The 21,685-nt window shown below is 64.9% G+C and carries 26 protein-coding genes; 18 read left to right on the forward strand and 8 right to left on the reverse strand.

The annotated features are described in order from the left end of the window. The first annotated feature begins 45 nt into the window (after nt 1-45). Nucleotides 46-345, forward strand: a complete 300-nt coding sequence (locus SynRS9909_RS08845; protein ID WP_007102095.1) for a hypothetical protein — start codon at nt 46-48, stop codon at nt 343-345. Here SynRS9909_RS08845 and SynRS9909_RS08850 read toward each other — a convergent pair. Next, on the reverse strand, nt 331-1,866 hold the full coding sequence (locus SynRS9909_RS08850) for an NAD(P)/FAD-dependent oxidoreductase (RefSeq protein ID WP_007102094.1): 1,536 nt from the start codon (nt 1,864-1,866) through the stop codon (nt 331-333). The genes SynRS9909_RS08845 and SynRS9909_RS08850 overlap by 15 nt on opposite strands. Before the next feature lie 117 nt (nt 1,867-1,983). On the opposite strand from SynRS9909_RS08850, the gene SynRS9909_RS08855 reads away from it, so the two are divergent. Together SynRS9909_RS08855 and SynRS9909_RS08860 are read left to right on the forward strand one after the other, a co-directional pair. Then, nucleotides 1,984-2,757, forward strand: a complete 774-nt coding sequence (locus SynRS9909_RS08855) for an SIMPL domain-containing protein (protein WP_007102093.1) — start codon at nt 1,984-1,986, stop codon at nt 2,755-2,757. Nucleotides 2,758-2,799: 42 nt separating this feature from the next. After that, nucleotides 2,800-3,339, forward strand: coding sequence for a rhomboid family intramembrane serine protease (locus SynRS9909_RS08860; RefSeq protein WP_007102092.1), 540 nt, complete (start codon nt 2,800-2,802; stop codon nt 3,337-3,339). A gap of 4 nt (nt 3,340-3,343) precedes the next feature. Here the strand turns inward: SynRS9909_RS08860 and SynRS9909_RS08865 are convergent, their stop codons facing one another. Together SynRS9909_RS08865 and SynRS9909_RS08870 are read right to left on the reverse strand one after the other, a co-directional pair. Beyond that, nucleotides 3,344-3,574 carry a hypothetical protein gene (locus tag SynRS9909_RS08865; protein WP_007102091.1) on the reverse strand — a complete coding sequence of 77 codons (231 nt, stop codon included), beginning with the start codon at nt 3,572-3,574 and terminating at the stop codon, nt 3,344-3,346. A gap of 3 nt (nt 3,575-3,577) precedes the next feature. Then, nucleotides 3,578-3,802, reverse strand: a complete 225-nt coding sequence (locus SynRS9909_RS08870) for a hypothetical protein (protein WP_007102090.1) — start codon at nt 3,800-3,802, stop codon at nt 3,578-3,580. A gap of 66 nt (nt 3,803-3,868) precedes the next feature. Here SynRS9909_RS08870 and nth point away from each other — a divergent pair, with 66 nt between their 5' ends. The 8 genes from nth to katG all read left to right on the forward strand — a co-directional run bounded on the left by nth (nt 3,869) and on the right by katG (nt 10,813). Next, nucleotides 3,869-4,522 carry an endonuclease III gene (nth, locus tag SynRS9909_RS08875; RefSeq protein ID WP_007102089.1) on the forward strand — a complete coding sequence of 218 codons (654 nt, stop codon included), beginning with the start codon at nt 3,869-3,871 and terminating at the stop codon, nt 4,520-4,522. A 73-nt stretch (nt 4,523-4,595) separates the two neighbouring features. Continuing rightward, nucleotides 4,596-4,847 (forward strand): hypothetical protein, encoded by a 252-nt coding sequence (locus SynRS9909_RS08880; RefSeq protein ID WP_007102088.1) that lies wholly within the window; start codon nt 4,596-4,598, stop codon nt 4,845-4,847. A 73-nt stretch (nt 4,848-4,920) separates the two neighbouring features. Further along, nucleotides 4,921-5,190, forward strand: coding sequence for a hypothetical protein (locus SynRS9909_RS08885; RefSeq protein WP_007102087.1), 270 nt, complete (start codon nt 4,921-4,923; stop codon nt 5,188-5,190). After that, on the forward strand, nt 5,147-6,649 hold the full coding sequence (locus SynRS9909_RS08890; protein WP_071933960.1) for a TolC family protein: 1,503 nt from the start codon (nt 5,147-5,149) through the stop codon (nt 6,647-6,649). Before SynRS9909_RS08885 ends, SynRS9909_RS08890 begins: the two co-directional genes overlap by 44 nt. Before the next feature lie 31 nt (nt 6,650-6,680). After that, entirely contained in the window at nt 6,681-7,082 is a 402-nt protein-coding gene (locus SynRS9909_RS08895) for an OsmC family protein (protein ID WP_007102085.1), read from the forward strand. A 67-nt stretch (nt 7,083-7,149) separates the two neighbouring features. After that, a complete protein-coding gene (locus tag SynRS9909_RS08900; protein WP_050752631.1) occupies nt 7,150-7,701 on the forward strand; it encodes a hypothetical protein in 552 nt (183 codons plus the stop codon). A gap of 12 nt (nt 7,702-7,713) precedes the next feature. Continuing rightward, nucleotides 7,714-8,550, forward strand: a complete 837-nt coding sequence (locus tag SynRS9909_RS08905; RefSeq protein ID WP_007102083.1) for a PfkB family carbohydrate kinase — start codon at nt 7,714-7,716, stop codon at nt 8,548-8,550. A gap of 70 nt (nt 8,551-8,620) precedes the next feature. Then, a complete protein-coding gene (katG, locus tag SynRS9909_RS08910) occupies nt 8,621-10,813 on the forward strand; it encodes a catalase/peroxidase HPI (RefSeq protein WP_007102082.1) in 2,193 nt (730 codons plus the stop codon). On the opposite strand, the gene SynRS9909_RS08915 is transcribed toward katG, so the two are convergent. The 3 genes from SynRS9909_RS08915 to SynRS9909_RS08925 all read right to left on the reverse strand — a co-directional run bounded on the left by SynRS9909_RS08915 (nt 10,764) and on the right by SynRS9909_RS08925 (nt 13,918). Then, on the reverse strand, nt 10,764-11,285 hold the full coding sequence (locus SynRS9909_RS08915) for an HIT family protein (protein WP_050752507.1): 522 nt from the start codon (nt 11,283-11,285) through the stop codon (nt 10,764-10,766). The two genes, katG and SynRS9909_RS08915, sit on opposite strands and share 50 nt — an antisense overlap. Before the next feature lie 61 nt (nt 11,286-11,346). Then, on the reverse strand, nt 11,347-12,423 hold the full coding sequence (gene psbA, locus SynRS9909_RS08920) for a photosystem II q(b) protein (protein WP_007102080.1): 1,077 nt from the start codon (nt 12,421-12,423) through the stop codon (nt 11,347-11,349). A gap of 154 nt (nt 12,424-12,577) precedes the next feature. Next, on the reverse strand, nt 12,578-13,918 hold the full coding sequence (locus SynRS9909_RS08925; RefSeq protein WP_007102079.1) for a YcjF family protein: 1,341 nt from the start codon (nt 13,916-13,918) through the stop codon (nt 12,578-12,580). Nucleotides 13,919-14,071: 153 nt separating this feature from the next. Between SynRS9909_RS08925 and SynRS9909_RS08930 the strand changes: the two genes are divergently transcribed. The 4 genes from SynRS9909_RS08930 (at nt 14,072) to SynRS9909_RS08945 (ending at nt 17,621) form a co-directional block, all read left to right on the forward strand. After that, complete coding sequence (locus tag SynRS9909_RS08930) at nt 14,072-14,977, forward strand: cation diffusion facilitator family transporter (RefSeq protein WP_007102078.1); 906 nt, start codon at nt 14,072-14,074, stop codon at nt 14,975-14,977. Between the two features lie 112 nt (nt 14,978-15,089). Continuing rightward, nucleotides 15,090-15,698, forward strand: coding sequence for a hypothetical protein (locus SynRS9909_RS08935; protein ID WP_007102077.1), 609 nt, complete (start codon nt 15,090-15,092; stop codon nt 15,696-15,698). A gap of 4 nt (nt 15,699-15,702) precedes the next feature. Beyond that, nucleotides 15,703-16,716 carry a tryptophan--tRNA ligase gene (gene trpS / locus SynRS9909_RS08940; RefSeq protein ID WP_007102076.1) on the forward strand — a complete coding sequence of 338 codons (1,014 nt, stop codon included), beginning with the start codon at nt 15,703-15,705 and terminating at the stop codon, nt 16,714-16,716. A gap of 236 nt (nt 16,717-16,952) precedes the next feature. Further along, nucleotides 16,953-17,621, forward strand: a complete 669-nt coding sequence (locus SynRS9909_RS08945; RefSeq protein WP_007102075.1) for a glycoside hydrolase family 104 protein — start codon at nt 16,953-16,955, stop codon at nt 17,619-17,621. Nucleotide 17,622: 1 nt separating this feature from the next. Here the strand turns inward: SynRS9909_RS08945 and SynRS9909_RS08950 are convergent, their stop codons facing one another. Both SynRS9909_RS08950 and SynRS9909_RS08955 read right to left on the reverse strand, forming a co-directional pair. Further along, a complete protein-coding gene (locus SynRS9909_RS08950; RefSeq protein ID WP_007102074.1) occupies nt 17,623-18,015 on the reverse strand; it encodes a DUF2752 domain-containing protein in 393 nt (130 codons plus the stop codon). Further along, entirely contained in the window at nt 18,012-18,317 is a 306-nt protein-coding gene (locus SynRS9909_RS08955) for a DUF2605 family protein (RefSeq protein WP_038001927.1), read from the reverse strand. Before SynRS9909_RS08955 ends, SynRS9909_RS08950 begins: the two co-directional genes overlap by 4 nt. Nucleotides 18,318-18,341: 24 nt before the next feature. Here SynRS9909_RS08955 and thrS point away from each other — a divergent pair, with 24 nt between their 5' ends. The 3 genes from thrS (at nt 18,342) to SynRS9909_RS08970 (ending at nt 21,679) form a co-directional block, all read left to right on the forward strand. Continuing rightward, entirely contained in the window at nt 18,342-20,180 is a 1,839-nt protein-coding gene (thrS, locus tag SynRS9909_RS08960) for a threonine--tRNA ligase (RefSeq protein ID WP_007102072.1), read from the forward strand. Continuing rightward, nucleotides 20,180-20,581, forward strand: a complete 402-nt coding sequence (locus tag SynRS9909_RS08965) for a DUF1824 family protein (protein WP_007102071.1) — start codon at nt 20,180-20,182, stop codon at nt 20,579-20,581. Before thrS ends, SynRS9909_RS08965 begins: the two co-directional genes overlap by 1 nt. A gap of 63 nt (nt 20,582-20,644) precedes the next feature. Beyond that, on the forward strand, nt 20,645-21,679 hold the full coding sequence (locus tag SynRS9909_RS08970; protein ID WP_007102070.1) for a glucokinase: 1,035 nt from the start codon (nt 20,645-20,647) through the stop codon (nt 21,677-21,679). The last annotated feature ends 6 nt before the right edge of the window (nt 21,680-21,685 follow it).

The raw sequence follows: 21,685 nt of genomic DNA on the forward strand, positions 1-21,685 counted from the left end.
TTCTCCCGAGCTAGGGCAGGGATGAACCCCACCCCCCCCAGACCCATGGTTCCCTTCGAAACCGAACTCGCCAGCACCGGCACAGCGCCGGTGGCCGAGCCCACCACCTCCACCACGACCGCCCGCCGCAGCATGCGCGAGCAGATGGTGGAGGTGATCGATCCACTGCAAAAGCAGCTCGACGCCAAGCTGCACGAACTCGATGAAACGCTGCGCCCTCGCCTGGAGCAACCCGTGAAGGAGAAGCCCCTGCTCGCCGTGGCCGTTTCCGCAGGTGTCGGCGTTCTCGTGGGCGCGCTCACGGTGATGGCCGTTCTGGCTGGCGCCCGCTCAAAGGCCGAGTGAGGCGAGCAGCTCCCGTTGCGCCCTCCTGCCGGTGATCGCATGGGCGGCCATGGCGCCGCTGGCGGCCACCGGCGGGATGCCGATCCCCGGAAAGGTGCTGGCACCGCAGTGAAGCAAGCGCTTCAGCGGTGTCTGCACCCCGGGAAACAACCCCTTGGCGGCAGACAGCGCCGGGCCATAGCTGCCCTGATGCACCGAAAGAAAATGGCGATGGGTGAGCGGCGTGCCTTCCATCACCAGATGGCAACGGCTGCGCAGGTCGGGGATGCGCTGCTCGAGCACCTGCCAGAACAGGGCGCAACGCTGTTGACGCAGCTGGGCATAGGCCTCAGAGCCACGGTCAAGATCAGCCCAGAGGTGCCAGGGTTCGTTGGCCGGTGTGTAGGCATGCAACACGTGCTGGCCTGGAGGCGCCAGGGTCGGATCGAGCACGGAGGGGATCGACACCACCACGGCATTGCACTCCGCCGCGATCCCACGCTGCCAGTCACCCACCCAGACGGTGTGAATCGGCAGATCCTCCAGACCCGCCGCATCAAAACCGAGATGCAGATGAAGAAAGGAGCCGCAGGCCGGCGTCTGCAGCCGCTGGCGCCGCCAGGCAGGCACCGCTGCTTCGGGCAACAGGGAGGCAGTGTTCCAGGCATCGGCATTGCTCACCACATGGTGGGCACGCCACTGCTCGCCATTGGCCAGCACCACACCAACGGCGTGATCATCCTCCACCACCACCTGCTGCACCCGCGCCCCCAGACGCAGCTCTCCGCCATGGGCCTCCAGCCCCCGCACCAGGGCCGCCACCACCGCCGCACTGCCGCCACGGGGGAAATCAAGGCAGGCTTCCGGATCAAACCATTCGCCGAACAGGGTCGCCATTGCCGCGGCATTGGTGTCGGCCATCGGCATGCCGCTGATCAGGAAGCAGAGCAGATCCACCCAATGGCGCAGGAAGGGATCCTGCAGATGGCGGTCCACCAGCGGGCCGAAGGCACCACTGAGATGGCGCAGGGCGGGCAGGTGGGGCAACAGGCGACCACTGCGCCGCAACAACGGCCCCAGGCCTTCGAGCCCATTGGCAGGAAGCGCCAACAGGGGCAGGGCGTCGGCAGCTGCAGCGATCGGCTTCAGCACCGCAGCGAAACGACGCCATTCCTCCACCACCGCAGGCCCACGCAGGTCGGCCACCACCCGCTCAAACCCCTCCGCCCCCACACCGATGCGCAGGTGCCCCTCCGGCAGCAGCACATCCCAGTCGCGATACGACACCACCTCCAGGGGCTGGTCCAACGCCCGCAGGATCTGGGCCAGGGGATTGGCACTCGGCCATCGGCCCAGACCGCTCCAGAGCGAGGGACCTGACTCGAAGTGATAGCCCTGGCGTTCAAAACCATGGGCGGCGCCGCCCGCATGGCCGTGCGCCTCCAACACCACCACCTCAAGGCCCGCCCGGGCACAAAGCGCTGCACAGCAGAGGCCGCCGATGCCGCTGCCGATCACGATCACGTCGGTTGTCGATGCCATCGCCCCGCCACCCGCGGATCGTTCAGTCCGAGTCATAGCCGGTCATCCCTGGTCAACGAATGATTCATGCCGAGGTGGCTGGGCATCGATAGGTTCGGAACACCACAACCAACGGGCATGGCGGGCGAATCAGAGACCATCAACAACGCAACAGGGCCATCGCTGCCGCTCTGGCGCCGGACGCCACCGTTGGTGTTGCCGATGCTGGTGTTAAGCGCCGGTCTGGTGATCGCCGGAGCGGTCGCCGTAAAAGGGATCCGCACCGCCGCCGACACGATCACGGTGACTGGAGCAAGCACGGAACGCATCCGCAGCGACTACGCCGACTGGACCGTGGTGGTGTCGGGCAGTGGCGGCAGCCAGCAGGCGGCTTACCAGAATCTTCAACCCGATTTGCAACGCACCCTCACCTTCCTGCGTGAGCAAGGCCTGCCCGACGAGGCGCTGCAGCTCGCGGTGCTGGAGTCGAACAGCAATCCCGTGCGCAACCGGGTCACCGGTGCCCTGATCAGCACGGAGTGGATCGCCCGCCAGCCGATCCGGATCAGTTCCGCCGATGTCGATCGGATCGCCAAGGTGTCCCGAGCCATCGGCAGTCTGATCGGCGATGGCGTGTCATTGACGATCCAACCACCGGCCTACACCTACACCAAGCTGGAGGGGAAGCGGGTCGACATGCTCGCCAAGGCCACCGCCGATGCGCGCAACCGGGCTGTGGCCATCGCCCGCCAGGCCGGCTCCGGAATCGGCGCGATCACCAAAGCCGACACCGGCACCTTCCAGATCACCGTGCCCAATTCCACCGAGATGGGCAGCTACGGCTCCTATGACACCCGCACGATCGACAAAGACATCACCGCCGTGATGGGTGTGACGTTCCGGGTGCAATAGGGATCAGCCGTGCGGTGGACACGACGGCTGCTGGCGCCAAGAGTGCTGCTGCCCTGGATCCTGTTAGGCCTGGCCTGGCTGCTGGAGTTACTTGACCAGCTGATCGGTGCAGGGCGCTGGTCACTGGCCATGGGCCCAGGCACGCCCTGGTGGACGCTGTTCACCGCCCCGTTCAGCCATGGCGGCCTCGGGCATCTGCTGACCAACAGCCTGGTGTTTGTGCCCCTGAGCTATCTCGTGCTGATCCGAGGCTTCAAGGCCTACCTGGCCGTGTGGATCGGCGTGATCCTGATGGAGATTCCAATCTGGCTGCTCTGGCCGGTCGGCAGCCATGGGCTGTCGGGGGTGATCTACGGACTCCTGGGCTATCTGCTGCTGATCGGCTGGCTGGAGCGACACCCCCTGGCCCTGGCCCTCAGCCTGACGGCGCTGCTGCTCTACGGCAGCGCTTTGCCGGGGCTGCTTCCTTGGCTGACGCCAGCGGGAGTGAGCTGGATCGGCCACGCCAGCGGCTTTGCAGGTGGGGTCGTCGCCGCCCTAGCGGTGTCACGCCAACAGCGCCGATCCTCCGCCAGGCCCTGAACGATCAGGCGTCGTCATCCGACGGGGGTTGCTCGCCATGGGATGGTGCGCCAAGAAAGCGACCCGACCAGCGCACGGCCAGCACCACACAGGCCGCCCCGTAGCCGATGAAGGTGATCACCTGACCGGCCGAACCACTGGCATACACCTCCTGATTGAGCAGGAGCCAGTCGACCAGGGATGAGGCCGTGCCCCAGAGCAGCACCCACACCGACACGTACAGCACACCTTTCATCACTCAACCCCCTTCCATCGACTGCTGATGGCTGTGCTGGCGATACACGTCACTCAAAGGCTCATCCTCCGTTTCACCCGCGGAAACAGGCGCTGACGGGTGGGGCGTCGGCGGAGGCTCGGAATCGGAACGCTCCACGCCAGCTTCTTCTCGGGCGATCGCGCGCGCATAGGCGGACTCAAGGTCGGATGCCTCGGAGGCTGGATCGCGGGCATGATCACGGGCCATGGGAGCGGGTGCCTGAAGCCGGTCAACCCTCCCATTCTCCCAGGCCTTCGCCAACACCCAAGAGCCTTGAACAAGCAGCAGCGGGCCCAGCGCATTCTTGAGCGCCTGAACGAGCACTATCCGGAGCCGCCGATCCCGCTCGACCACAGCGATCCCTTCACCCTTCTGGTGGCGGTGCTGCTCAGCGCCCAATGCACCGACCGCAAAGTCAACGAGGTGACGCCGGCTCTTTTCGCCGCCGCACCCACCCCCCAGGCACTCGCCGCCCTGGAGGAGGGCGAAATCCTGAGCTTCATCCGCCAGCTGGGTCTGGCGAAGACCAAGGCTCGCCATCTCAAGAAATTGGCTCACATCCTCGTGGAGATCCATGGCGGCGAGGTGCCACGCAGCTTTGAGGAGCTGGAGGCCCTACCCGGCGTGGGCCACAAAACAGCCAGCGTGGTGATGGCCCAGGCCTTTGGCGTGCCCGCGTTCCCGGTCGACACCCACATTCACCGACTGGCCCAGCGCTGGGGCCTCAGCAAGGGACTGAGCGTGGAACGCACCGAAGCCGACCTGAAGGCCCTCTTTCCGAAGGAGGCCTGGAATCGCCTGCACCTGCAGATCATTTTTTATGGCCGGGACCACTGCACGGCAAGGGGCTGCGATGGCACGGTGTGCCCGCTCTGCCGGGAGCTGTATCCCAAGCGCCGCACGCCCGTAACCTGGCGCAAGCCTTAGGGGATGTGGAAGCCACGACACTGCAAACGTCAAAAGACTGTTACGTTACGTAGCAATCCACCCCGGAGAGTCGATGGACCGCGATCAAACCCTTCCTAACCAGGCCAGCGACAAGTGGTTTCAGAACGCCGCAGCCCGCGCCATCCACGAAGAGCAACTGGAACGCGTCGAGCGCTTCAACGGCCGCGCTGCCATGCTCGGCATCGTGATCGGCATCCTCACCGAAGCCCTCACCGGTCAGGGCATCGTGCACCAGATCGGCCTTGGCCCCCTCGTGGATGGCTATGCCGCCTGCAGCACCCGCTTCCTGCCCTTCTGCTTCTGATCCCCGGAAGAAGTTCAGTCGCCATCAAGGATCGAGGCCGCAGCTAAGGTGATGAGCTGCGAAATCCACCTGGATGGCCAAAAAACGGCGCAAGCTCAGCAAACCGATGGAGGCCGCCATCAGTGCGGCCCAGAAAAAGGTGGAGCTGATCACCGCCAAAATTCGCGACATTCGCGACGAAGACATCCAGAATGAATTCGCGGAGGCCTTCTCGGGTGTCCACGCCACCCTCACGCAGCTCAGCAAGCTCTACATTCTCGAAGGTTTTTCAGAGGAGAGCGAAGCCCTTCTGAGCGACTATGGCCGTCTCATTCAGGAATTCGAAGAGGACTACGAGCTTTAACCGAATCATCTTTCGGTCTGCTGGGCTCTGCTTCTGCGCAAGCTTCCTAGCTCTTGTTGCCACACCCGCCTCCTCAGCAAGACCATCGCCCAATCTTGAAGATCGAGAACTGGAGACTCTGAGTCGCCGTTACGAGGTTGACCTCTCCACCAAAGCGCAAAGGCTCAACCTCCATGAGATTGCCATTCTCAGTTTCAAGCAGAATCCACGTCTTCCCGCACGACAGCTAGACCAACGCAGTCAGGAATGGAAAACGATCCAACTGCGAAGAGAGTGGCTTCCAGAGCTTGGTTTGAACGCATTCATCGGACGAGGTCGCCGCATTGAAACGATTAATTCAACCCGAAGCGACGGCGTTGACCTGTTCGAATTCAACTTTCGTGATTCCGGCTCTTTCTACCCCTCTGCATATCTTGACTGGAGCCTGATCAACCTTTCTCGAACCAGTCGCCTCAAAGCAAGCAAAGCTGGGGTTCGCAGCCGCAGCCTTCTCACAGTTCAGGAAGGCAGGGATCTACTCCTTTCCCTGCAAAGCACGTATTACTCACTCCAGACCCTGCGTCAACTGGAGGTAGTGATTCACGACCTTTATAAGCTCTGTCGTCTGATTATCACCGAAACCCCGGCTACAGATCGCAGCGATTCTCCAAACAACATCACCGACTCTCTCACCACGAAGGCCCTGGAATTACATACCCAGCGCATTCGTACTCAGCAAGAGGTCATTCGGGCAGCGGCCATGTTGGCTCAGCTGGCGGGATTACCAGGCGATGCTTTCATTCTGCCAAAAACAGCACTGAAACCCTCAGCGCCGTGGTCCTACGATCTTGCCAGCAGCCTAAAACTAGCGACAAAGCAGCGCGAAAGCATTCAGATCGCATCGAGCCGAGCCGAGCAATACGCTTGGACAGCATCAGCAGCTGAAAATCGTTATTTCCCTGAGCTTTACCTCGAAGCCTATGCATCGGTGTGGAGAGAACGGTATTCCCTCAGTGAAACCAATAAACTGGACATTGTGACGGCTGATGGCATCAGCAGCGAGCAATACGTTGGCTTCGGGATCTCCTGGCCTCTGTTTGATAGTGGCGTGAACAGCGCCGCCGCCACCGCTGGCCGCCTCCAGGCTGCAGCGGAGCAAGAACGCATGCGCCAGCAACAACTCATTGCAGCTCAGCAGGTCAAAACGGCCTACGCCAAGTACACCGCCCAGTTGATCCTCAGGGACAACACCCGCGATCAGTTGCGCAGTGCCGAGCGTGCTCTCACGGGAGCCCGCCAGCATTACAACAAGGACCCGAGCCGGGGTGTCACCACGCTCATTCAAACGATCGATCTATATCTATCCGCCTACCGCGACGTTCTTGACAACACCCTCGCCTTCAATACAGCTGTAGCCCAACTCCACCGTTACACCTCAACCTGGCCGGAACACTTGCCATCGATGACCCAGCAGCATTGACTTCTCCCACCCCACCCCTCGCCAACACGCCATGACCCGCGTCCACTGCCGTTACACCGGCGACCTGCGCTGTGAAGCCGAACATGGCCCCAGCGGAGCCGTGATCCGCACCGATAACCCCCTTGAGGGGGAACGGGATCCGGAGGCATTCGGGCCCACCGATCTGGTGGCGGCCTCAGTGGGCACCTGCATTCTCACGGTGATGAGCATCGTTGCCCGCCGCCGCGGCTGGGATCTCACAGGCAGCTCGGTCGATGTCGACAAAACCATGGCCAGCGAAGGGCCGCGCCGGATCGGCCACCTGCGCGTGGCGATCAGCCTGCCTGAAGCTCTCGATGCCCAGCAGCGCAGCCTGCTGCAGCGCGCCGCTGAGACCTGCCCGGTGAAACACAATCTCGAACAAACAGCCGAGATCGAACTGGTCTGGTTGTGAACGGGGCGCTCAACATGTGGGCGATTGCCTGTACAACCGGTGGGTGGATCAGGAGCCCTCAGCCACCATGCCCGAGCAAGCCAACCCATCACCATCGCCCTCTCTCTCCAGTGAGCCGCGCTGGTTCAGGCTCGCCCTGGCCTGCCGTTGGCCCCTCGCTGTGGTGATCGCCGCCTGGGCCGTGGCGGTGGCTGCGATTCAGATCCTCAAGCAACCCCTGCCCGTCGGCCTGCCACTGAACCAACCCTTCCCCGTGCGTCTGGTGGGTGGTATCACGGTGGATCAACTGAAGGCGCCGATTCAGGTGAACAGCGCCACCCCTCTGAAGATCGAAGCTGCCGCCACCCTGCCGGTGCAGGGCGAGGTGGGTGTCCCGGCTGGCATTGCGGTCAACCAACCCGTCACCGTGACCGGCGGCGTCGATGTGCAGGGCCAGGTCTCGGTGGATGAGGTAAGCGCACCGGTCAAGGTGCATGGCAGCGATGAGGGACCGATTCTGGTCGGCACGCCCGAGGATCAGTCCTTGTCGGTGCAGGGTGGCGTGAACGTGAAGCAGGTGGGCGGCAAGATCAATGTGCAGATCCGCGATGCCGCCCAGTCGATCCTGCCAATCCCTTGATGCAGTCATCTGATGCAGTCATCGCCCCACGGTCAGCACCTGCCCAGGCTGCGGCTCGCCGTTGTCGGCCACCTCGAATGGGTGACCTTTCTGGCCGTCGATCAGCTCCCCCAAGCCGGGCTGATCAGCCGCGCCCATCGCAGCCTGGAGGAACCCGCCGGAGCTGGTGCCGTGGTGGCAGTGCAACTGGCGCAACTGTGCGGCGCCGAGGTGCTCTTTTTCACGGCGCTGGGGCGGGATGCCATCGGTGAGCGCAGCGAAGCGCGTCTGCGGGAGCTGGGGGTGACCCCCCAGATCGCCTGGCGCGATCAACCCACGCGCCGCGGTCTCAGCCTGGTGGATGGGAGCAGTGATCGAGCCATCACCGTGATCGGCGAACGGCTCTCCCCCACCGCGGCCGATCCCCTGCCCTGGGAAGAGCTGGCCCACTGCGCTGGCGTGTTTGTGTCCGCCAGCGATACCGAAGGCTTGCGCTTGGCACGCCGCGCAGCGGTGCTCACGGCAACGCCACGGTTGCGCTTGCCGCTGCTGCTCAACGCTGGCGTGGTCCTCGATGCCCTGATCGGCAGCGGCCTCGATCCGAGTGAACAGATCCCCAAGGGTGCCCTCGCGCCTGCGCCGCGCCTGCAGATCACCACCGAGGGCGCCGACGGTGGCCTGCTGATCCCCGGTGGGCGCTTCTCCGCCGAGCCGCTTCCAGGGCCACTGGTGGAGTCTTACGGCTGTGGCGACAGCTTTGCAGCCGGTGTCACGGCAGGTCTGGCCGCCGGCTGGAGCGTGGCGGACAGTGTGCGTCTTGGCGCCCGGTGCGGCGCCACCTGCGCCACACGCTTCGGGCCCTACGGCTGAGCTTGGCGCGGTACCGCAGCTGTGCATAGCTTTCTGGTAGTGCCTCCCGAACCGCAGCGGTTGATCGAGCATGTCGGAACTGCAATGCCCCTTCAGCGGCCACACCGGTGCCACCACACCAGCGGGCGGCACGCGCAACAGCCAGTGGTGGCCCGACCAGATCGACCTGGGGATCCTGCATCAGCACCACCCAGCCGCCAATCCACTCGGGGTTGATTTCGATTACCCCGCGGCCTTCGCCCAACTCGACTACGCCGCGCTCAAGGCCGACCTGAAGGCCCTGATGACCGACTCCCAGCCGTGGTGGCCCGCCGACTGGGGCCACTACGGCGGCTTGTTCATCCGCATGGCCTGGCACAGCGCCGGCACCTATCGCAGCGCCGACGGTCGCGGTGGAGCCGGCCATGGCAACCAGCGCTTCGCACCGCTGAACAGCTGGCCCGACAACACCAATCTCGACAAAGCCCGCCGCCTGCTCTGGCCGATCAAACAGCGCTACGGCAATGCCATCTCCTGGGCGGATCTGATCATCCTCACCGGCAACGTGGCCCTGGAATCCATGGGCTTCCGCACCCTGGGCTTTGCCGGCGGTCGCACCGACATCTGGCAGCCGGAAGAGGACGTGTTCTGGGGCAAAGAGACCCGCTGGCTTGCCGATGAACGCCACAGCGCCGATGGCCAGCTCGACAATCCACTCGCGGCGGTGGAGATGGGCTTGATCTACGTCAACCCTGAAGGTCCGGAGGGGCACCCGGATCCGCTCGCTTCCGGCAAAGAGGTGCGTGACACCTTCGCGCGCATGGGCATGACCGTGGAGGAAACGGTCGCCCTGGTGGCCGGTGGTCACACCTTCGGCAAATGCCATGGCGCTGCCACAGCAGACCATCTGGAGGCCGAACCGGAAGGGGCGTCGCTGGAGGAACAGGGCCTCGGATGGCGCAACCGCTATGGCAGTGGCACGGCGGAACACACGATCACCAGCGGCATCGAAGGGGCCTGGAAACCCCATCCCACCCGCTGGGATCAGGGTTACTTCGAAATGATGTTCACCTACGAATGGGAGCTCACAAAGAGTCCGGCCGGTGCCTGGCAGTGGGTCGCCAAGGATGTAAAACCCGAGCACATGATCCCCGATGCCCACGTGGCCGGGAAAAGCGCAGCGCCGATCATGACCACAGCGGATCTCTCCCTGCGCCATGACCCGATCATGGCGCCGATCGCCCACCGCTTTCATCAAGACCAGGAGGCCTTCGCCGACACCTTTGCCCGCGCCTGGTTCAAACTCACCCACCGCGATCTCGGGCCACGCTCGCTCTACCTCGGCCCCGAGCAACCCGCCGAGGTGATGATCTGGCAAGACCCCCTGCCGGCGGTGGATCAGCCCCTGATCGACGCCTCCGACGTGGCGGTGCTCAAACGGGAGATCCTGGAGCAGGGCCTCAGCATCGGCGCCCTGGCGGCCACGGCCTGGGGGGCCGCCTCCAGTTTCCGCAACTCCGATCGCCGTGGCGGAGCCAATGGCGGCCGGATCCGGCTGTTACCGCAACGCACCTGGGAGGTGAATGATCCGGATCAGCTCAACAGCGTGCTCGGCGCCCTTGAGCAGGTGCAGCAGCGCTTCAACGCCAACAGCTCCGAGAGCCGGACGGTGTCGATGGCCGACCTGATCGTGCTGGCGGGTTGCGCCGCTGTGGAGCAGGCGGCCGCTGCCGGTGGGCATGCCATCAGCGTGCCCTTCCGTCCGGGTCGCACCGATGCGGGGCCAGAGCACACCGACACCGCCTCCTTCAACGCGCTCAAACCACTCGCGGATGGGTTCCGCAACTGGAAGCGCCAGGGTCTGCCGCTCCGCGACGAACAGCTCCTCGTCGATCGAGCCCAACTGCTCAACCTCAGCGCGCCGGAGATGACCGTGCTGGTGGCAGGCCTGCGGGTGCTGGGAGCCAACACTGGGGGCAATCGCCAGGGGGTCTTCACCGATCGCATCGGCGTGCTCAGCCCCGACTTCTGCACCAACCTGCTCGACATGGGCACGGTGTGGGCACCCACCAGCGAAGCGAAGGATGCCTATGAAGGGCGTGATCGAACCAGCGGATCCCTGCGTTGGACTGCCAGCCGCGTCGATCTGGTGTTCGGCTCCCACAGCCAGCTGCGCGCCATCATGGAGGTGTACGCCCAGAGCGACGGGAGGGAGCGCTTTGCGCGTGACTTCGTCAACGCCTGGGTGAAAGTGATGGAGCTCGACCGCTTCGATCTGCGCTGAGCGGCAACCAATCCGGCGCTTGCACGCGCTCTCGGGCTTGGTGGATCCAGGCCTGCACCGCCGCTGATTCGGCAGCAGGACGCTCTCCGGCCTCAACAGCGCGATAGTGATCGGCCACCGCCCAGGTGGTGGTCTGGAGATCCTCCCCATGGCGGGGGATCAGGTGGAGATGCAGATGGCGGGCACCCTCGCCAAAGGCGATCGCATACACCCGATCGCAGCGCGTGAGCTCTTGCACCAGCTGAGACGCCCTCTGCACCACCAGGCCCCAGGCCTGGGCTTCCTCAGCGGTGAAGTCGATCGGACCGCTCAGATGGCGCCGGGCATCGAGACAACACCACCCGAGCAACGGCGACGGCTGTGGATGATGGCGCAGCAACCAATGTGGATTGCGCCAGATTTCCATGGCATCCAGCTGCACCTGGTCCGCATGCAGGGCGCAGATGCCACACGACAGTGTTGAAACAGGCATCAGTTAAAAAGCCCCCACCGTGCGGCAGGGGCTGTTCCAATGCAACCGCGTGGAGCGCCGATCAACCGATGGCGGGAGCCTGCAGAGCCACGGGGGTGGACTCAGCCGCAGCCAGGTCGAGGGGGAAGTTGTGAGCGTTACGCTCGTGCATCACTTCCATGCCGAGGTTGGCGCGGTTCAGCACATCAGCCCAGGTGTTCAACACCCGGCCCTGGGCATCCAGAACCGATTGGTTGAAGTTGAAACCGTTCAGGTTGAAGGCCATGGTGCTGATGCCCATGGAGGTGAACCAGATGCCGACCACAGGCCAGGCAGCCAGGAAGAAGTGAAGGCTGCGGCTGTTGTTGAAGGAGGCGTATTGGAAGATCAGGCGACCGAAATAACCGTGAGCAGCCACGATGTTGTAGGTCTCTTCCTCTTGACCGAACTTGTAGCCGTAGTTCTGGGACTCGCTCTCGGTGGTTTCACGCACCAGGGAGGAGGTCACCAGGGATCCGTGCATGGCGGAGAACAGGGAGCCACCGAACACACCGGCCACACCCAGCATGTGGAAGGGGTGCATCAGGATGTTGTGCTCAGCCTGGAACACCAGCATGAAGTTGAAGGTGCCGGAGATGCCGAGGGGCATGCCGTCGGAGAAGGAACCCTGACCGAAGGGATAGATCAGGAAGACCGCAAAGGCGGCCGAGAGCGGTGCGCTGTAAGCAACGCAGATCCAGGGACGCATGCCGAGGCGGTAGGAGAGTTCCCACTGCCGGCCCATGTAGGCGGAAATGCCGATCAGGAAGTGAAAGACCACCAGCTGGTAAGGACCGCCGTTGTAGAGCCACTCATCGAGGGAGGCCGCTTCCCAGATGGGATAGAAGTGCAGGCCGATGGCGTTTGAGGAGGGCACAACAGCACCGGAGATGATGTTGTTGCCATAGATCAGGGAGCCGGCGACGGGCTCACGGATACCATCGATGTCCACCGCTGGAGCAGCGATGAACGCGATGATGAAGCAGGTGGTAGCAGCCAGCAGACAGGGAATCATCAGCACACCGAACCAACCCACATAAATGCGGTTGTTGGTGTCGGTGACCCACTGACAGAAGTTTTCCCAGCTGCTGAGGCGACCGCTGCGAATGGCAGTAGCCATAGAACAACAGATGAAAAGGACGGATCCACCCGGCCACCGCCACTGGCAGCAGAAGGGCAGGTCTTAAGGGTATGGAAAGGTATCGTGTTTTCCTGAAAAACACAGATTTCGAGTCATGCCTAAAGAGAACTTCATGAAGCGCTTCATCAAGCCTTCATGAACTTTTGATGCGCAAGTTTGCAGTCTGGGCGCTCATCCATTCGCGGGCCTGCTGCAGAAAACCATTCCAATCAAGCCGTTCCCGTTCCGCCGCACGGGCCACCAGCAGGGGAGCCTGTTGCTTCAACAACGCCAGATCGGGCTCAGCCACCCCTGCATTGAGGGCCATCCAATCGGCCATCGACGCACCCACCACCCGGGTGAGATAGGCGGCGCAGAGGGCCTGGAGCGCACCAGCAGCCAGCCAGCTGCCGCCATCAAGCTTGGCGAAGCCGAGCAGGGCCTGGCCACTCCACTCCACCACGCCCTGCGCCAGGGCAGCGGCCGCGAGATGGCGCGCCGCCACCTGCAGCACCTCGGAGCTCCAGGGGCAATCCCACACCTGGGCCATCTCCCGCAGCATCAGGCCATTGCCAACGGCCACGGCCACCAGATCCCCACTGGGCAATGGCGACACCACCACCGCACCTGCCACCAGCCATTGGCTGCGCTGCAGCAAGCTGCGAAACCGTTCGCGACGTCGCTGCTCGAGCTCAGCCTGCCAGCGCTGATGCAGGCGGGCCAGAAGCCGCTGCCGCGTGGCATCGAGGCTTCGTTGCGGTTGCTGGAGGAGGCGACGCAAGGGCTGCAGCAACGGACGCAGCGCCGTCGGCGTGCCGTCCCAGATCAGGAGGCGATCGTGCCACCGCTCCGGCAACTGGGCGCGCAGGTCCGCTTCTGCGCCGGCGTTGCGCTCCACCAGCAGCCAGGCGGGCTGATCGTCAGCGATCTGCTCCAGACGCAGGAAGTCGGCCGCGCGCAGGGGCAACGGCAGGAGAAACAGCAGGGCGTCCTGGTGCTCCAGGGCATCGGGCAGGGTCCAGCGGCCCGTGTTGGTGGTGAGCGGGTGAGCCAGCGACAGCTGCAGCGGGCTGGGGCCGGCCAGGGCCTGCTCGAGCCGCTGGCGCTCAGGCAAGGCCACGCCGGCCGAGGCCACAACCGCGATCGCAAGGGGGCCGGAACGCTCCAGCAACGCATCGAGCTGACGCTGGCGTTCCTCCCGGGCCCCAGACGCTTCCAGTGGCTCCTCGAGGCGATCGAACTGATCGAGCACATCGCGGCAGCGCTGCACCCAGCCGGGAAGGGTGCTGGGGGCCTGAAACCTGGCGGCCGCCGCAGGCCGGCTCAACCACCACACACCGGCACCGACCACCACCACGCCGAGGCCACCCCCGGGAAGATGCAACACGTCGGCGCAGACCCACTGACCGAACAAGAGGCTTCCGCCCGCCCAAAGCAAGGTTTGGCCCTTCACCGGAAGCCAGTTCAGAGAACCCAGCGACGGCACCGGAAGCATGGGGAGTTGTCTGAAGACCCGGCCTTCCTAGCTCAACCCCGGCACGCACACCAGGTCACACCAGCGCAAACCGCTGGGCGGCAGGCAATCCGACCCCGGCGCTGCACCGCAGCTCGGGGTGCTCCATAGCCTGGAAGCACCAGCCACCTCCGGATGATCACCGACCGTCGCACCGAGGTGAAACGGGTGTTGCTCGCAGCCCTGGTGATCAACCTGAGCATGACCGGCCTGAAGCTGGTGCTCGGCCTGATCAGCGGCTCCCTCGCCGTGGTGGCTGACGCCATGCACAGCGCCACAGACGCCCTCTCCAGCCTGATGGGGCTTCTCACCAACAGCCTGTCGGATCCCCATCCGGATCGGGACCATCCCTACGGCCATGAGAAATACGAAGCGGTCGGCGCCCTGGCGATCGCCGGTTTCATCCTCTTCACCGCCCTGGAAATCCTGATCAGCGCTGGGGAGCGACTGCTCGACGGTCTGCCAGCCCTGCGCATCAATGGTCCGGAACTGTTCCTGCTCCTGCTGGTGCTGCTGTTCAACCTGGGCCTGGCCAGCTACGAGCGGCGGGAAGGTCGCCGCCTGCAGAGTCAGCTCCTGCTCGCCGACGCCCGCCACACCACCAGCGACATCTGGACCACGGTGATCGTGCTGGTGGGTCTCACCGGCGCCTGGTGGTTCCAGGTGAACTGGTTGGATGTCGCCCTGGCCGTGCCCCTGGTGGTGTTGCTGCTGCGGGTGTGCTGGCAGGTGCTCCGCGCCAATCTGCCCTGGCTGGTGGATCACATCGCCATCGCCCCTGAGGCGATTCATGAACAGGCGATGGCCGTGCCGGGAGTGCTCAATTGCCACGACATCGCCAGCCGCGGCGTGCTCGGCCAACGCGTCTTCATCGACATGCACATGGTGGTGGACGCCGATGATCTGCCCACGGCCCACAGGATCACCGAAATGGTGGAGGAGCGTCTGGAGAGTCGCTTCGGACCGGTGCGCTGCACCATCCACCTGGAGCCCCGCGATTACGCCGAACAACACATCACCTTCCGGGGCGCCCACGGCTGACTGATCCGCTGACTGATCCACTGACTGGGCCGGTCGTCAGGGCGGCGCGACCGGGCACCGTCAGGCCCCCGGTGATGCGTCACACTTGCCCCTGGTTGCAAGGCCTCAGGCCATGACGGATTCCTACGGCGATTCCCAGACGTTTGCGGGTGAGGGTGACACGGGTCGCGGTCGCGGCCAGGAGGAGGGTGGTCGCCGAGGCGGCTTCCGTGGCGGTGGCGCTGGACGTGGCCAGGGCAACCGGGAGGGCGGTGGCTTCCGCATTCGCCTGAGCGATAACGAAATGCGCGCCACCCGGGCGCTTCAGGAGGCCTTCAATCTCCGCTCCACCGTGGCCGTGCTCGGCTTTGCCGTGCGCACCCTCGGCCAGATGCTCGAAGACGGTGAGCTGGATGCCCTGGTGGAGCAGCAGCGCTCCCAGGCCCCCCGCGGCGCTGGACGCCGGGAGGACGGACGCGGTGAAGGCCGTGATGGTGGCCGGGGCGGCTGGCGGGGCGAAGGCGGCCGGGGCGAAGGAGGTCGCGGCTCCAGGCCTGACCCCTTCGCCCGCCCGGCCAAACCGCAACCGGCCGCGCCTGAGCCCGACGTGGAGGTGAGTGACGCAGAGGCTGTTGAAGCTGACACCACTGTTGAAGCTGACACGGCTGTCGACGCTGACACGGCTGTCGACGCTGACACGGCTGTCGAGGCTGACACCGACACCAGGACCGACGAGGCCTGAGGCGATGGCACGGTCGCGTGTTCTCTCCGGGGTGCAGCCCACCGGCGCCTTGCACCTCGGCAACTGGCTGGGGGCCATTCGCAACTGGGTGGACCTCCAGCACGACCACGACACCTTCTTCTGTGTGGTGGATCTGCATGCGATCACCGTGCCCCATGACCCGACCCGCCTGGCGGACGACACGCTCAACACGGCAGCGCTCTATCTCGCCTGCGGCATCGATCCCGCGGTCAGCACGGTGTTCGTGCAGAGCCATGTCGCCGCCCATGCCGAGCTCTGCTGGCTGCTCAACTGCGTCACACCGCTCAACTGGCTGGAACGGATGATCCAGTTCAAAGAGAAGGCCGTCAAACAGGGCGACAACGTGTCGGTGGGGTTGCTGGATTACCCGGTGTTGATGGCCGCCGACATCCTTCTCTATGACGCTGACCTGGTGCCGGTGGGAGAAGACCAGAAGCAACACCTGGAACTGGCGCGCGACATCGCCCAGCAACGCATCAATGCCCGTTTCGGCTCCGAGGAGTCGCCGGTGCTCAAGGTGCCTCAGCCCCTGATTCTCAGGGATGGGGCCCGGGTGATGAGCCTCACCGACGGTCGCAACAAGATGAGCAAAAGCGACCCGAACGAAGGCAGCCGCATCAACCTGCTCGACCCGCCCGAACTGATCACCAAGAAGATCAAACGGGCCAAGACCGATCCCCAGATGGGCCTGGAATTCGGCAATCCGGAGCGACCGGAAACCGACAACCTTCTCGGCCTTTACGCCATTCTCAGCGGCCTCGGCCGCGATGCCGCAGGGGCGGAGTGCGCCGCGATGGGCTGGGGCCGCTTCAAACCTCTGCTGGCCGAGGCGACTGTGGCGGCCCTGGAGCCGATTCAGGCCCGGCACCGGGAGCTGCTGGATGATCGCGCCGAACTGGAACAGGTGCTGCAGCAAGGACGCGAACGCGCTCAGACCGTGGCGACCTCCACCGTGGAGCGGGTGCGCCAGCAGCTGGGCTTCCTGCCAGCCCGCTGATCAGTGCTACGGCATCACAAAAGTTTCACTGATCATTAAAACTTCCTGAGGGGATTCCCTGGCCCGCGGGGGTCCAACCCCAGGATGTTCGCGCTGCCAACGGGTCTCATGGGTCTCAAGCGCGCCGTGACTGGCGCTTGGTCCGCTTAGGCACATCCGATCAACGCCGTCAAGACCGGTCGTGCTCCCCTCGTCACCATCCCAGGCCGGCCTTCAGGGTATGGGGCCCTCGATGGATGGATTTGCGTCGGTTCTCCCGTTATCAGACCCAGCAGCTCCTCTCCGCCACGGCGGTGAGTGCCGGCCTGCTTCTGTGCTTCGGCCAGGGACTCCATGCCGAACGCGCCCAGGAGCGGCTGGATCAGGCCGAGACCCTGCAGGCGTCGCTGCGCCAACAGGCGGATGCCCGCGCTGAGCTGCTGGCGGATCGGCCCTACCGGATCACCCCGGAGCGCCGCGCCCTCCTCAACACCATCCGCTACGCCGAAGGCACCTGGAAGGACGGTCGCGATCACGGCTACCGCGTGCTCTATGGCGGCAGCCTGTTCCAGGACCTGTCGCGCCACCCAGAAAAGGTGGTCGTGAAGCGTTACACCAGTGCCGCCGCCGGCGCCTATCAGTTCCTGCCAGGCACCTGGCGCCAGGTGGCCCGCGAATTGAAGCTGCCCAGCTTTGAGCCCCAGCACCAGGACCAGGCAGCGCTGCGTCTGGTCGAGCGACGTGGCGCCCTGGAGGAAGTCGACCGCCATGGCCTCACGCCCACAGTCATGAATCGCCTGGCACCGGAGTGGGCCTCCTTCCCCACCCACGCTGGAACAAGCGCCTATGGACAGCCCGTGAAAAGCCACGCTGAGCTGGCGCGCTTCTACAGCAGCAATCTCGAAGCGATTCGCCAAGGCGCCTGATTCAGGCCGGCCAGGGCTGACCGGCCAGCCCCCAGCGCAACAGCCGCACAATCCAGTAGAGCAGCATCGCTGCGCCCAACAGCCAGGTGAGCCTGCGCGCGCTCGGGCCGAAGCGAAGCGGTCGGCCCCACACCGCCTGCCGCCAGCCCAGCCAGGCCAGGCCTGTCACCAGGGGAGGACCGAACAGATGCAGCTCCAAGGCCTCCCCCAGATCGCCTTTCAGGGTCGCCAGAGCTGATCGAGTGAGGAAACAGGTGGGGCAGGGCACACCGGTGAGGGCGCGCCAGGGGCATCCCGGCAGCAGCACTGGAACGCCCCGGGCGCGCAGCATCAACACCAGCAAGACCGCCAGGGAGGCGAGGCCGAGCCGCCGCTGACGCCAGCGGATCCTCATCGAGCCGCCTGGGAGATGCGGGCCGCCAGAGCCCACACCTCCATCACCAGCTGATGCCAGGGCGCCATCGCTTCCATCGACACGGCCATGGCCTGAGGCGACGCTTCCACAAGGGCCCGGGTCGCCACAATCGCCTTGCGGCCCTCCGCCAGGCGGTCGGCCATCTGGGCCCGTTCCTGCGGAGCCATCACCAGATCCGGACACACCGCCAGCAACTCCTCGCCCCGCTGGAACCAATGGCTGAAGTCATTCAGCAGGGAGTCCAGCAAGTGTTCAAGCAGGGCATCGGCATCCGGGTCCATGGCGCTGAATCTCACGCCCATAGGATGGCCGTTCTTGTGCATGAACCGGTGAGCAGCGCTGCAGCAACCACCCCAGTCCCAGACGCAGCGGTGGTTCTGCCCAAAACCAGCGAAAGCAATCAGCTGCTCCGCATCCGCCACTCCATGAGCCACGTGATGGCCATGGCGGTGCAACACCTGTTTCCCCAGGCCCAGGTGACCATCGGCCCCTGGACCGAAACCGGCTTCTACTACGACTTCGACAACCCGGATCCCTTCACCGAAGCCGACCTGAAGGCGATCCGCAAAGAGATGATCAAGATCATCAACCGGAAGTTGCCGCTGGAGCGGATCGCGGTGAGCCGGGATGAGGCCGAGGCCAAGATCAAGGCCCAGAACGAGCCCTACAAACTCGAAATCCTCGCAGGCCTGCAGGAACCGATCACCCTCTACACCCTCGGCGAGCAGTGGTGGGATCTCTGCGCCGGACCCCACGTGGACAACACAAGCGAACTCAACCCCAAGGCGTTCGCCCTCGAAAGCGTTGCCGGCGCCTACTGGCGTGGTGATGAAACCAAAGCCCAGCTGCAGCGGATTTATGGCACCGCCTGGGAAACACCGGAGCAACTGGCCGAATACCAGCGGCGGAAGGAGGAAGCGCTGCGCCGCGACCATCGCCGCCTCGGCAAGGATCTCGACCTGTTTTCCATCGAGGATGAAGCCGGCGCCGGTCTGGTGTTCTGGCACCCGCGCGGTGCCCGCATGCGCCTGCTGATCGAAGACTTCTGGCGTCAGGCCCACTTTGAGGGGGGCTACGACCTTCTCTACACCCCCCATGTGGCCGACATCGGCCTCTGGAAGACCTCGGGGCACCTGGATTTCTACAGCGAGAGCATGTTCGGCCCCATGCAGGTCGACGAACGGGAATACCAGCTCAAGCCGATGAACTGCCCGTTCCATGTGCTGACCTACGCCAGCCGATTGCGCAGCTATCGCGAACTGCCGATTCGCTGGGCCGAACTGGGAACGGTGTACCGCTACGAGCGCCCCGGGGTCATGCACGGCCTGATGCGCGTGCGGGGCTTCACCCAGGACGACGCCCATGTGTTCTGCCTGCCCGAGCAGATCAGTGATGAGATCCTGCGAATCCTCAACCTCACCGAAACGATCCTCTCCGCCTTCGATTTCCGCAACTACGAGATCAACCTTTCCACCCGTCCGGAGAAATCCATCGGTGACGACGCCGTCTGGGACCTGGCGACCCAAGGACTGATCGAGGCTCTTGAGCGCAAGGGCTGGGCTTACAAGGTCGATGCCGGTGGCGGTGCCTTCTACGGCCCCAAGATCGATCTGAAAATCGAGGATGCGATCGGTCGGATGTGGCAATGCTCCACGATCCAGCTCGATTTCAACCTGCCGGAACGGTTTGCTCTCGACTACGTCGCCGCCGACGGCAGCAAACAGCGCCCGATCATGATCCACCGGGCGATCTTCGGCTCGCTCGAGCGCTTCTTCGGAATCATGACGGAGAACTACGCCGGCGACTTTCCCTTCTGGCTGGCACCGGAGCAGATCCGACTGCTGCCCGTCACCGATGAGGTGCTGGCGGATGCCCAGCAGCTCAGCGACCAGCTCCGGGCCGCTGGCATCCGGGCCACGGTGGATCGCAGCGGTGAACGGTTGGGCAAGTTGATCCGCACCGGCGAACAGATGAAGATCCCCCTGCTGGCCGTGATCGGCGCCAAGGAAGCTGAACAGGGCAGCGTGAGCCTGCGCAGCCGCCGCGACGGCGACCTGGGTTCGGTGAACCGCAAGGCCCTGATCGAGGCGGCCAGCCAGGCCAATCAGGAGCGTCTCGCCTCCCTTCCCCTCAACCCCGGCTGATGACGTCCACCCCCATCCGCCATCTCAAGGATCTGGCCCTGCTGCGCACGGCTCCCAGCCTTGGGCCGGCCCAGCGCCTGGCCTTATGCCAGGAACTGTGTGAGGCCATGGCCGCGTTTGACTGGTTCACCGTGGGCGTGATGGCCGCCGATGCGGAACAGGCGCTGCGAAGCCTGCGCCAACTCGAGGCGGCCTGCGGCTGGGAGCCGATGCAGGTGCAGGACGAGGCACTCGCGCCGGGCGACGGCGTGTTTCTCAAGGCGAATCAAGCCAACGGCACCGTGCGGCTCCGCCAGGAGAGCGGCTTGGGGGAGGGCGTGCTGATCACCGGACATCGGCACAACGGCGAAGGCTCCGGCAGCACCTGGGGGCCGCTCCCGCTCGATTGCTTCGCGGGCTGAGCAAAGGCTTGCCGTTTGGAGCCCCGCTGATCAGCCTTGGAGGGAACGGATCCAACCGGACCCATGGCACCCACGACCTTCCTGGCCGGTGATCTAGGGGGAACCAAAACCCTGCTGTCCCTCTTCAGCACGGTGGAGGGCCAGCTCCAGGCCTTGCATGGACACCGCTACGCCTCAGCGGAATGGCCCTCCCTGGACGCGATGCTGGTGCACTTTCTGGAGGAGATGCCAGCGGATCTGGCCCGACCCGCCACCAGCTGCATCGCCGTGGCCGGCCCCGTGCAACAGGGTCAGGCCAAGCTCACCAACCTGCCCTGGCTGGTGCAGGAAACCTCACTCTGCGCCGCCACCGGCCTGGAGCGACTGGAGCTGGTGAACGATTTCGCCGTGCTCATCCACGGGCTGCCCCACTTCAGTGCCAACCAGCAGGTGATGCTCCAGGAGGGGCAGGCCAGCCAGGGTCCGGTGGCGATTCTCGGGGCGGGAACCGGCCTGGGGATGGCCCGCGGTCTACCCGGCCCGGAGGGTTGGATCGCCCTGCCGAGCGAAGGCGGCCACCGGGAGTTCGCTCCCCGCACCGAGGCGGAGTGGGAGCTCAGCCGCTGGCTGATGGCCGACCTGGAGCTGGATCGCCTCTCGGTGGAACGGATCGTGAGCGGCACCGGCCTCGGCCATGTGATGCACTGGCTCCTGCAGCGCCAGGGCAACGAGGACCATCCCCTTCAGGCCCAGGCGCGAGCCTGGCGAACGATCGGGGCCGACCAGCCCGGCCACGAGGACCTTCCCGCCCACACGGGCCGGGCGGCAGCTGCAGGGGATCCGCTGGCCCAGGACGCGCTCACACTCTGGCTGGGGGCCTACGGCTCCGCGGCCGGGGATCTGGCCTTGCAGGAGCTCTGCCGCGGCGGGCTCTGGGTGGGGGGTGGCACCGCTGAGAAAAACCTGGAAGGGCTCCGCTCCGAACGCTTTCTGGAACCGCTGCGCCGCAAGGGACGCTTCCGTTCATTCCTGGAAAGCCTGCCGATCCGGGCGGTAATCGATCCGAATGCCGGCCTGTTCAGTGCCGCCTGCCGCGCCCGGGATCTGCAGGGGGACTGACGGCCG

Source organism: Synechococcus sp. RS9909 (assembly GCF_014279595.1).
Classification (GTDB): Bacteria; Cyanobacteriota; Cyanobacteriia; order PCC-6307; family Cyanobiaceae; genus Synechococcus_C.

Coding starts and splice junctions, on each gene's coding strand:
- SynRS9909_RS08845 (WP_007102095.1), top strand. CDS start 46: ATGGTTCCCTTCGAAACCGAACTCGCCAGCACCGGCACAGCGCCGGTG.
- SynRS9909_RS08850 (WP_007102094.1), bottom strand. CDS start 1,866: ATGGCATCGACAACCGACGTGATCGTGATCGGCAGCGGCATCGGCGGC.
- SynRS9909_RS08855 (WP_007102093.1), top strand. CDS start 1,984: ATGGCGGGCGAATCAGAGACCATCAACAACGCAACAGGGCCATCGCTG.
- SynRS9909_RS08865 (WP_007102091.1), bottom strand. CDS start 3,574: ATGAAAGGTGTGCTGTACGTGTCGGTGTGGGTGCTGCTCTGGGGCACG.
- SynRS9909_RS08870 (WP_007102090.1), bottom strand. CDS start 3,802: ATGGCCCGTGATCATGCCCGCGATCCAGCCTCCGAGGCATCCGACCTT.
- SynRS9909_RS08880 (WP_007102088.1), top strand. CDS start 4,596: ATGGACCGCGATCAAACCCTTCCTAACCAGGCCAGCGACAAGTGGTTT.
- SynRS9909_RS08885 (WP_007102087.1), top strand. CDS start 4,921: ATGGCCAAAAAACGGCGCAAGCTCAGCAAACCGATGGAGGCCGCCATC.
- SynRS9909_RS08890 (WP_071933960.1), top strand. CDS start 5,147: ATGGCCGTCTCATTCAGGAATTCGAAGAGGACTACGAGCTTTAACCGA.
- SynRS9909_RS08895 (WP_007102085.1), top strand. CDS start 6,681: ATGACCCGCGTCCACTGCCGTTACACCGGCGACCTGCGCTGTGAAGCC.
- SynRS9909_RS08900 (WP_050752631.1), top strand. CDS start 7,150: ATGCCCGAGCAAGCCAACCCATCACCATCGCCCTCTCTCTCCAGTGAG.
- SynRS9909_RS08905 (WP_007102083.1), top strand. CDS start 7,714: ATGCAGTCATCGCCCCACGGTCAGCACCTGCCCAGGCTGCGGCTCGCC.
- katG (WP_007102082.1), top strand. CDS start 8,621: ATGTCGGAACTGCAATGCCCCTTCAGCGGCCACACCGGTGCCACCACA.
- SynRS9909_RS08915 (WP_050752507.1), bottom strand. CDS start 11,285: ATGCCTGTTTCAACACTGTCGTGTGGCATCTGCGCCCTGCATGCGGAC.
- psbA (WP_007102080.1), bottom strand. CDS start 12,423: ATGGCTACTGCCATTCGCAGCGGTCGCCTCAGCAGCTGGGAAAACTTC.
- SynRS9909_RS08925 (WP_007102079.1), bottom strand. CDS start 13,918: ATGCTTCCGGTGCCGTCGCTGGGTTCTCTGAACTGGCTTCCGGTGAAG.
- SynRS9909_RS08930 (WP_007102078.1), top strand. CDS start 14,072: ATGATCACCGACCGTCGCACCGAGGTGAAACGGGTGTTGCTCGCAGCC.
- SynRS9909_RS08935 (WP_007102077.1), top strand. CDS start 15,090: ATGACGGATTCCTACGGCGATTCCCAGACGTTTGCGGGTGAGGGTGAC.
- trpS (WP_007102076.1), top strand. CDS start 15,703: ATGGCACGGTCGCGTGTTCTCTCCGGGGTGCAGCCCACCGGCGCCTTG.
- SynRS9909_RS08945 (WP_007102075.1), top strand. CDS start 16,953: ATGGATTTGCGTCGGTTCTCCCGTTATCAGACCCAGCAGCTCCTCTCC.
- SynRS9909_RS08950 (WP_007102074.1), bottom strand. CDS start 18,015: ATGAGGATCCGCTGGCGTCAGCGGCGGCTCGGCCTCGCCTCCCTGGCG.
- SynRS9909_RS08955 (WP_038001927.1), bottom strand. CDS start 18,317: ATGGACCCGGATGCCGATGCCCTGCTTGAACACTTGCTGGACTCCCTG.
- thrS (WP_007102072.1), top strand. CDS start 18,342: ATGGCCGTTCTTGTGCATGAACCGGTGAGCAGCGCTGCAGCAACCACC.
- SynRS9909_RS08965 (WP_007102071.1), top strand. CDS start 20,180: ATGACGTCCACCCCCATCCGCCATCTCAAGGATCTGGCCCTGCTGCGC.
- SynRS9909_RS08970 (WP_007102070.1), top strand. CDS start 20,645: ATGGCACCCACGACCTTCCTGGCCGGTGATCTAGGGGGAACCAAAACC.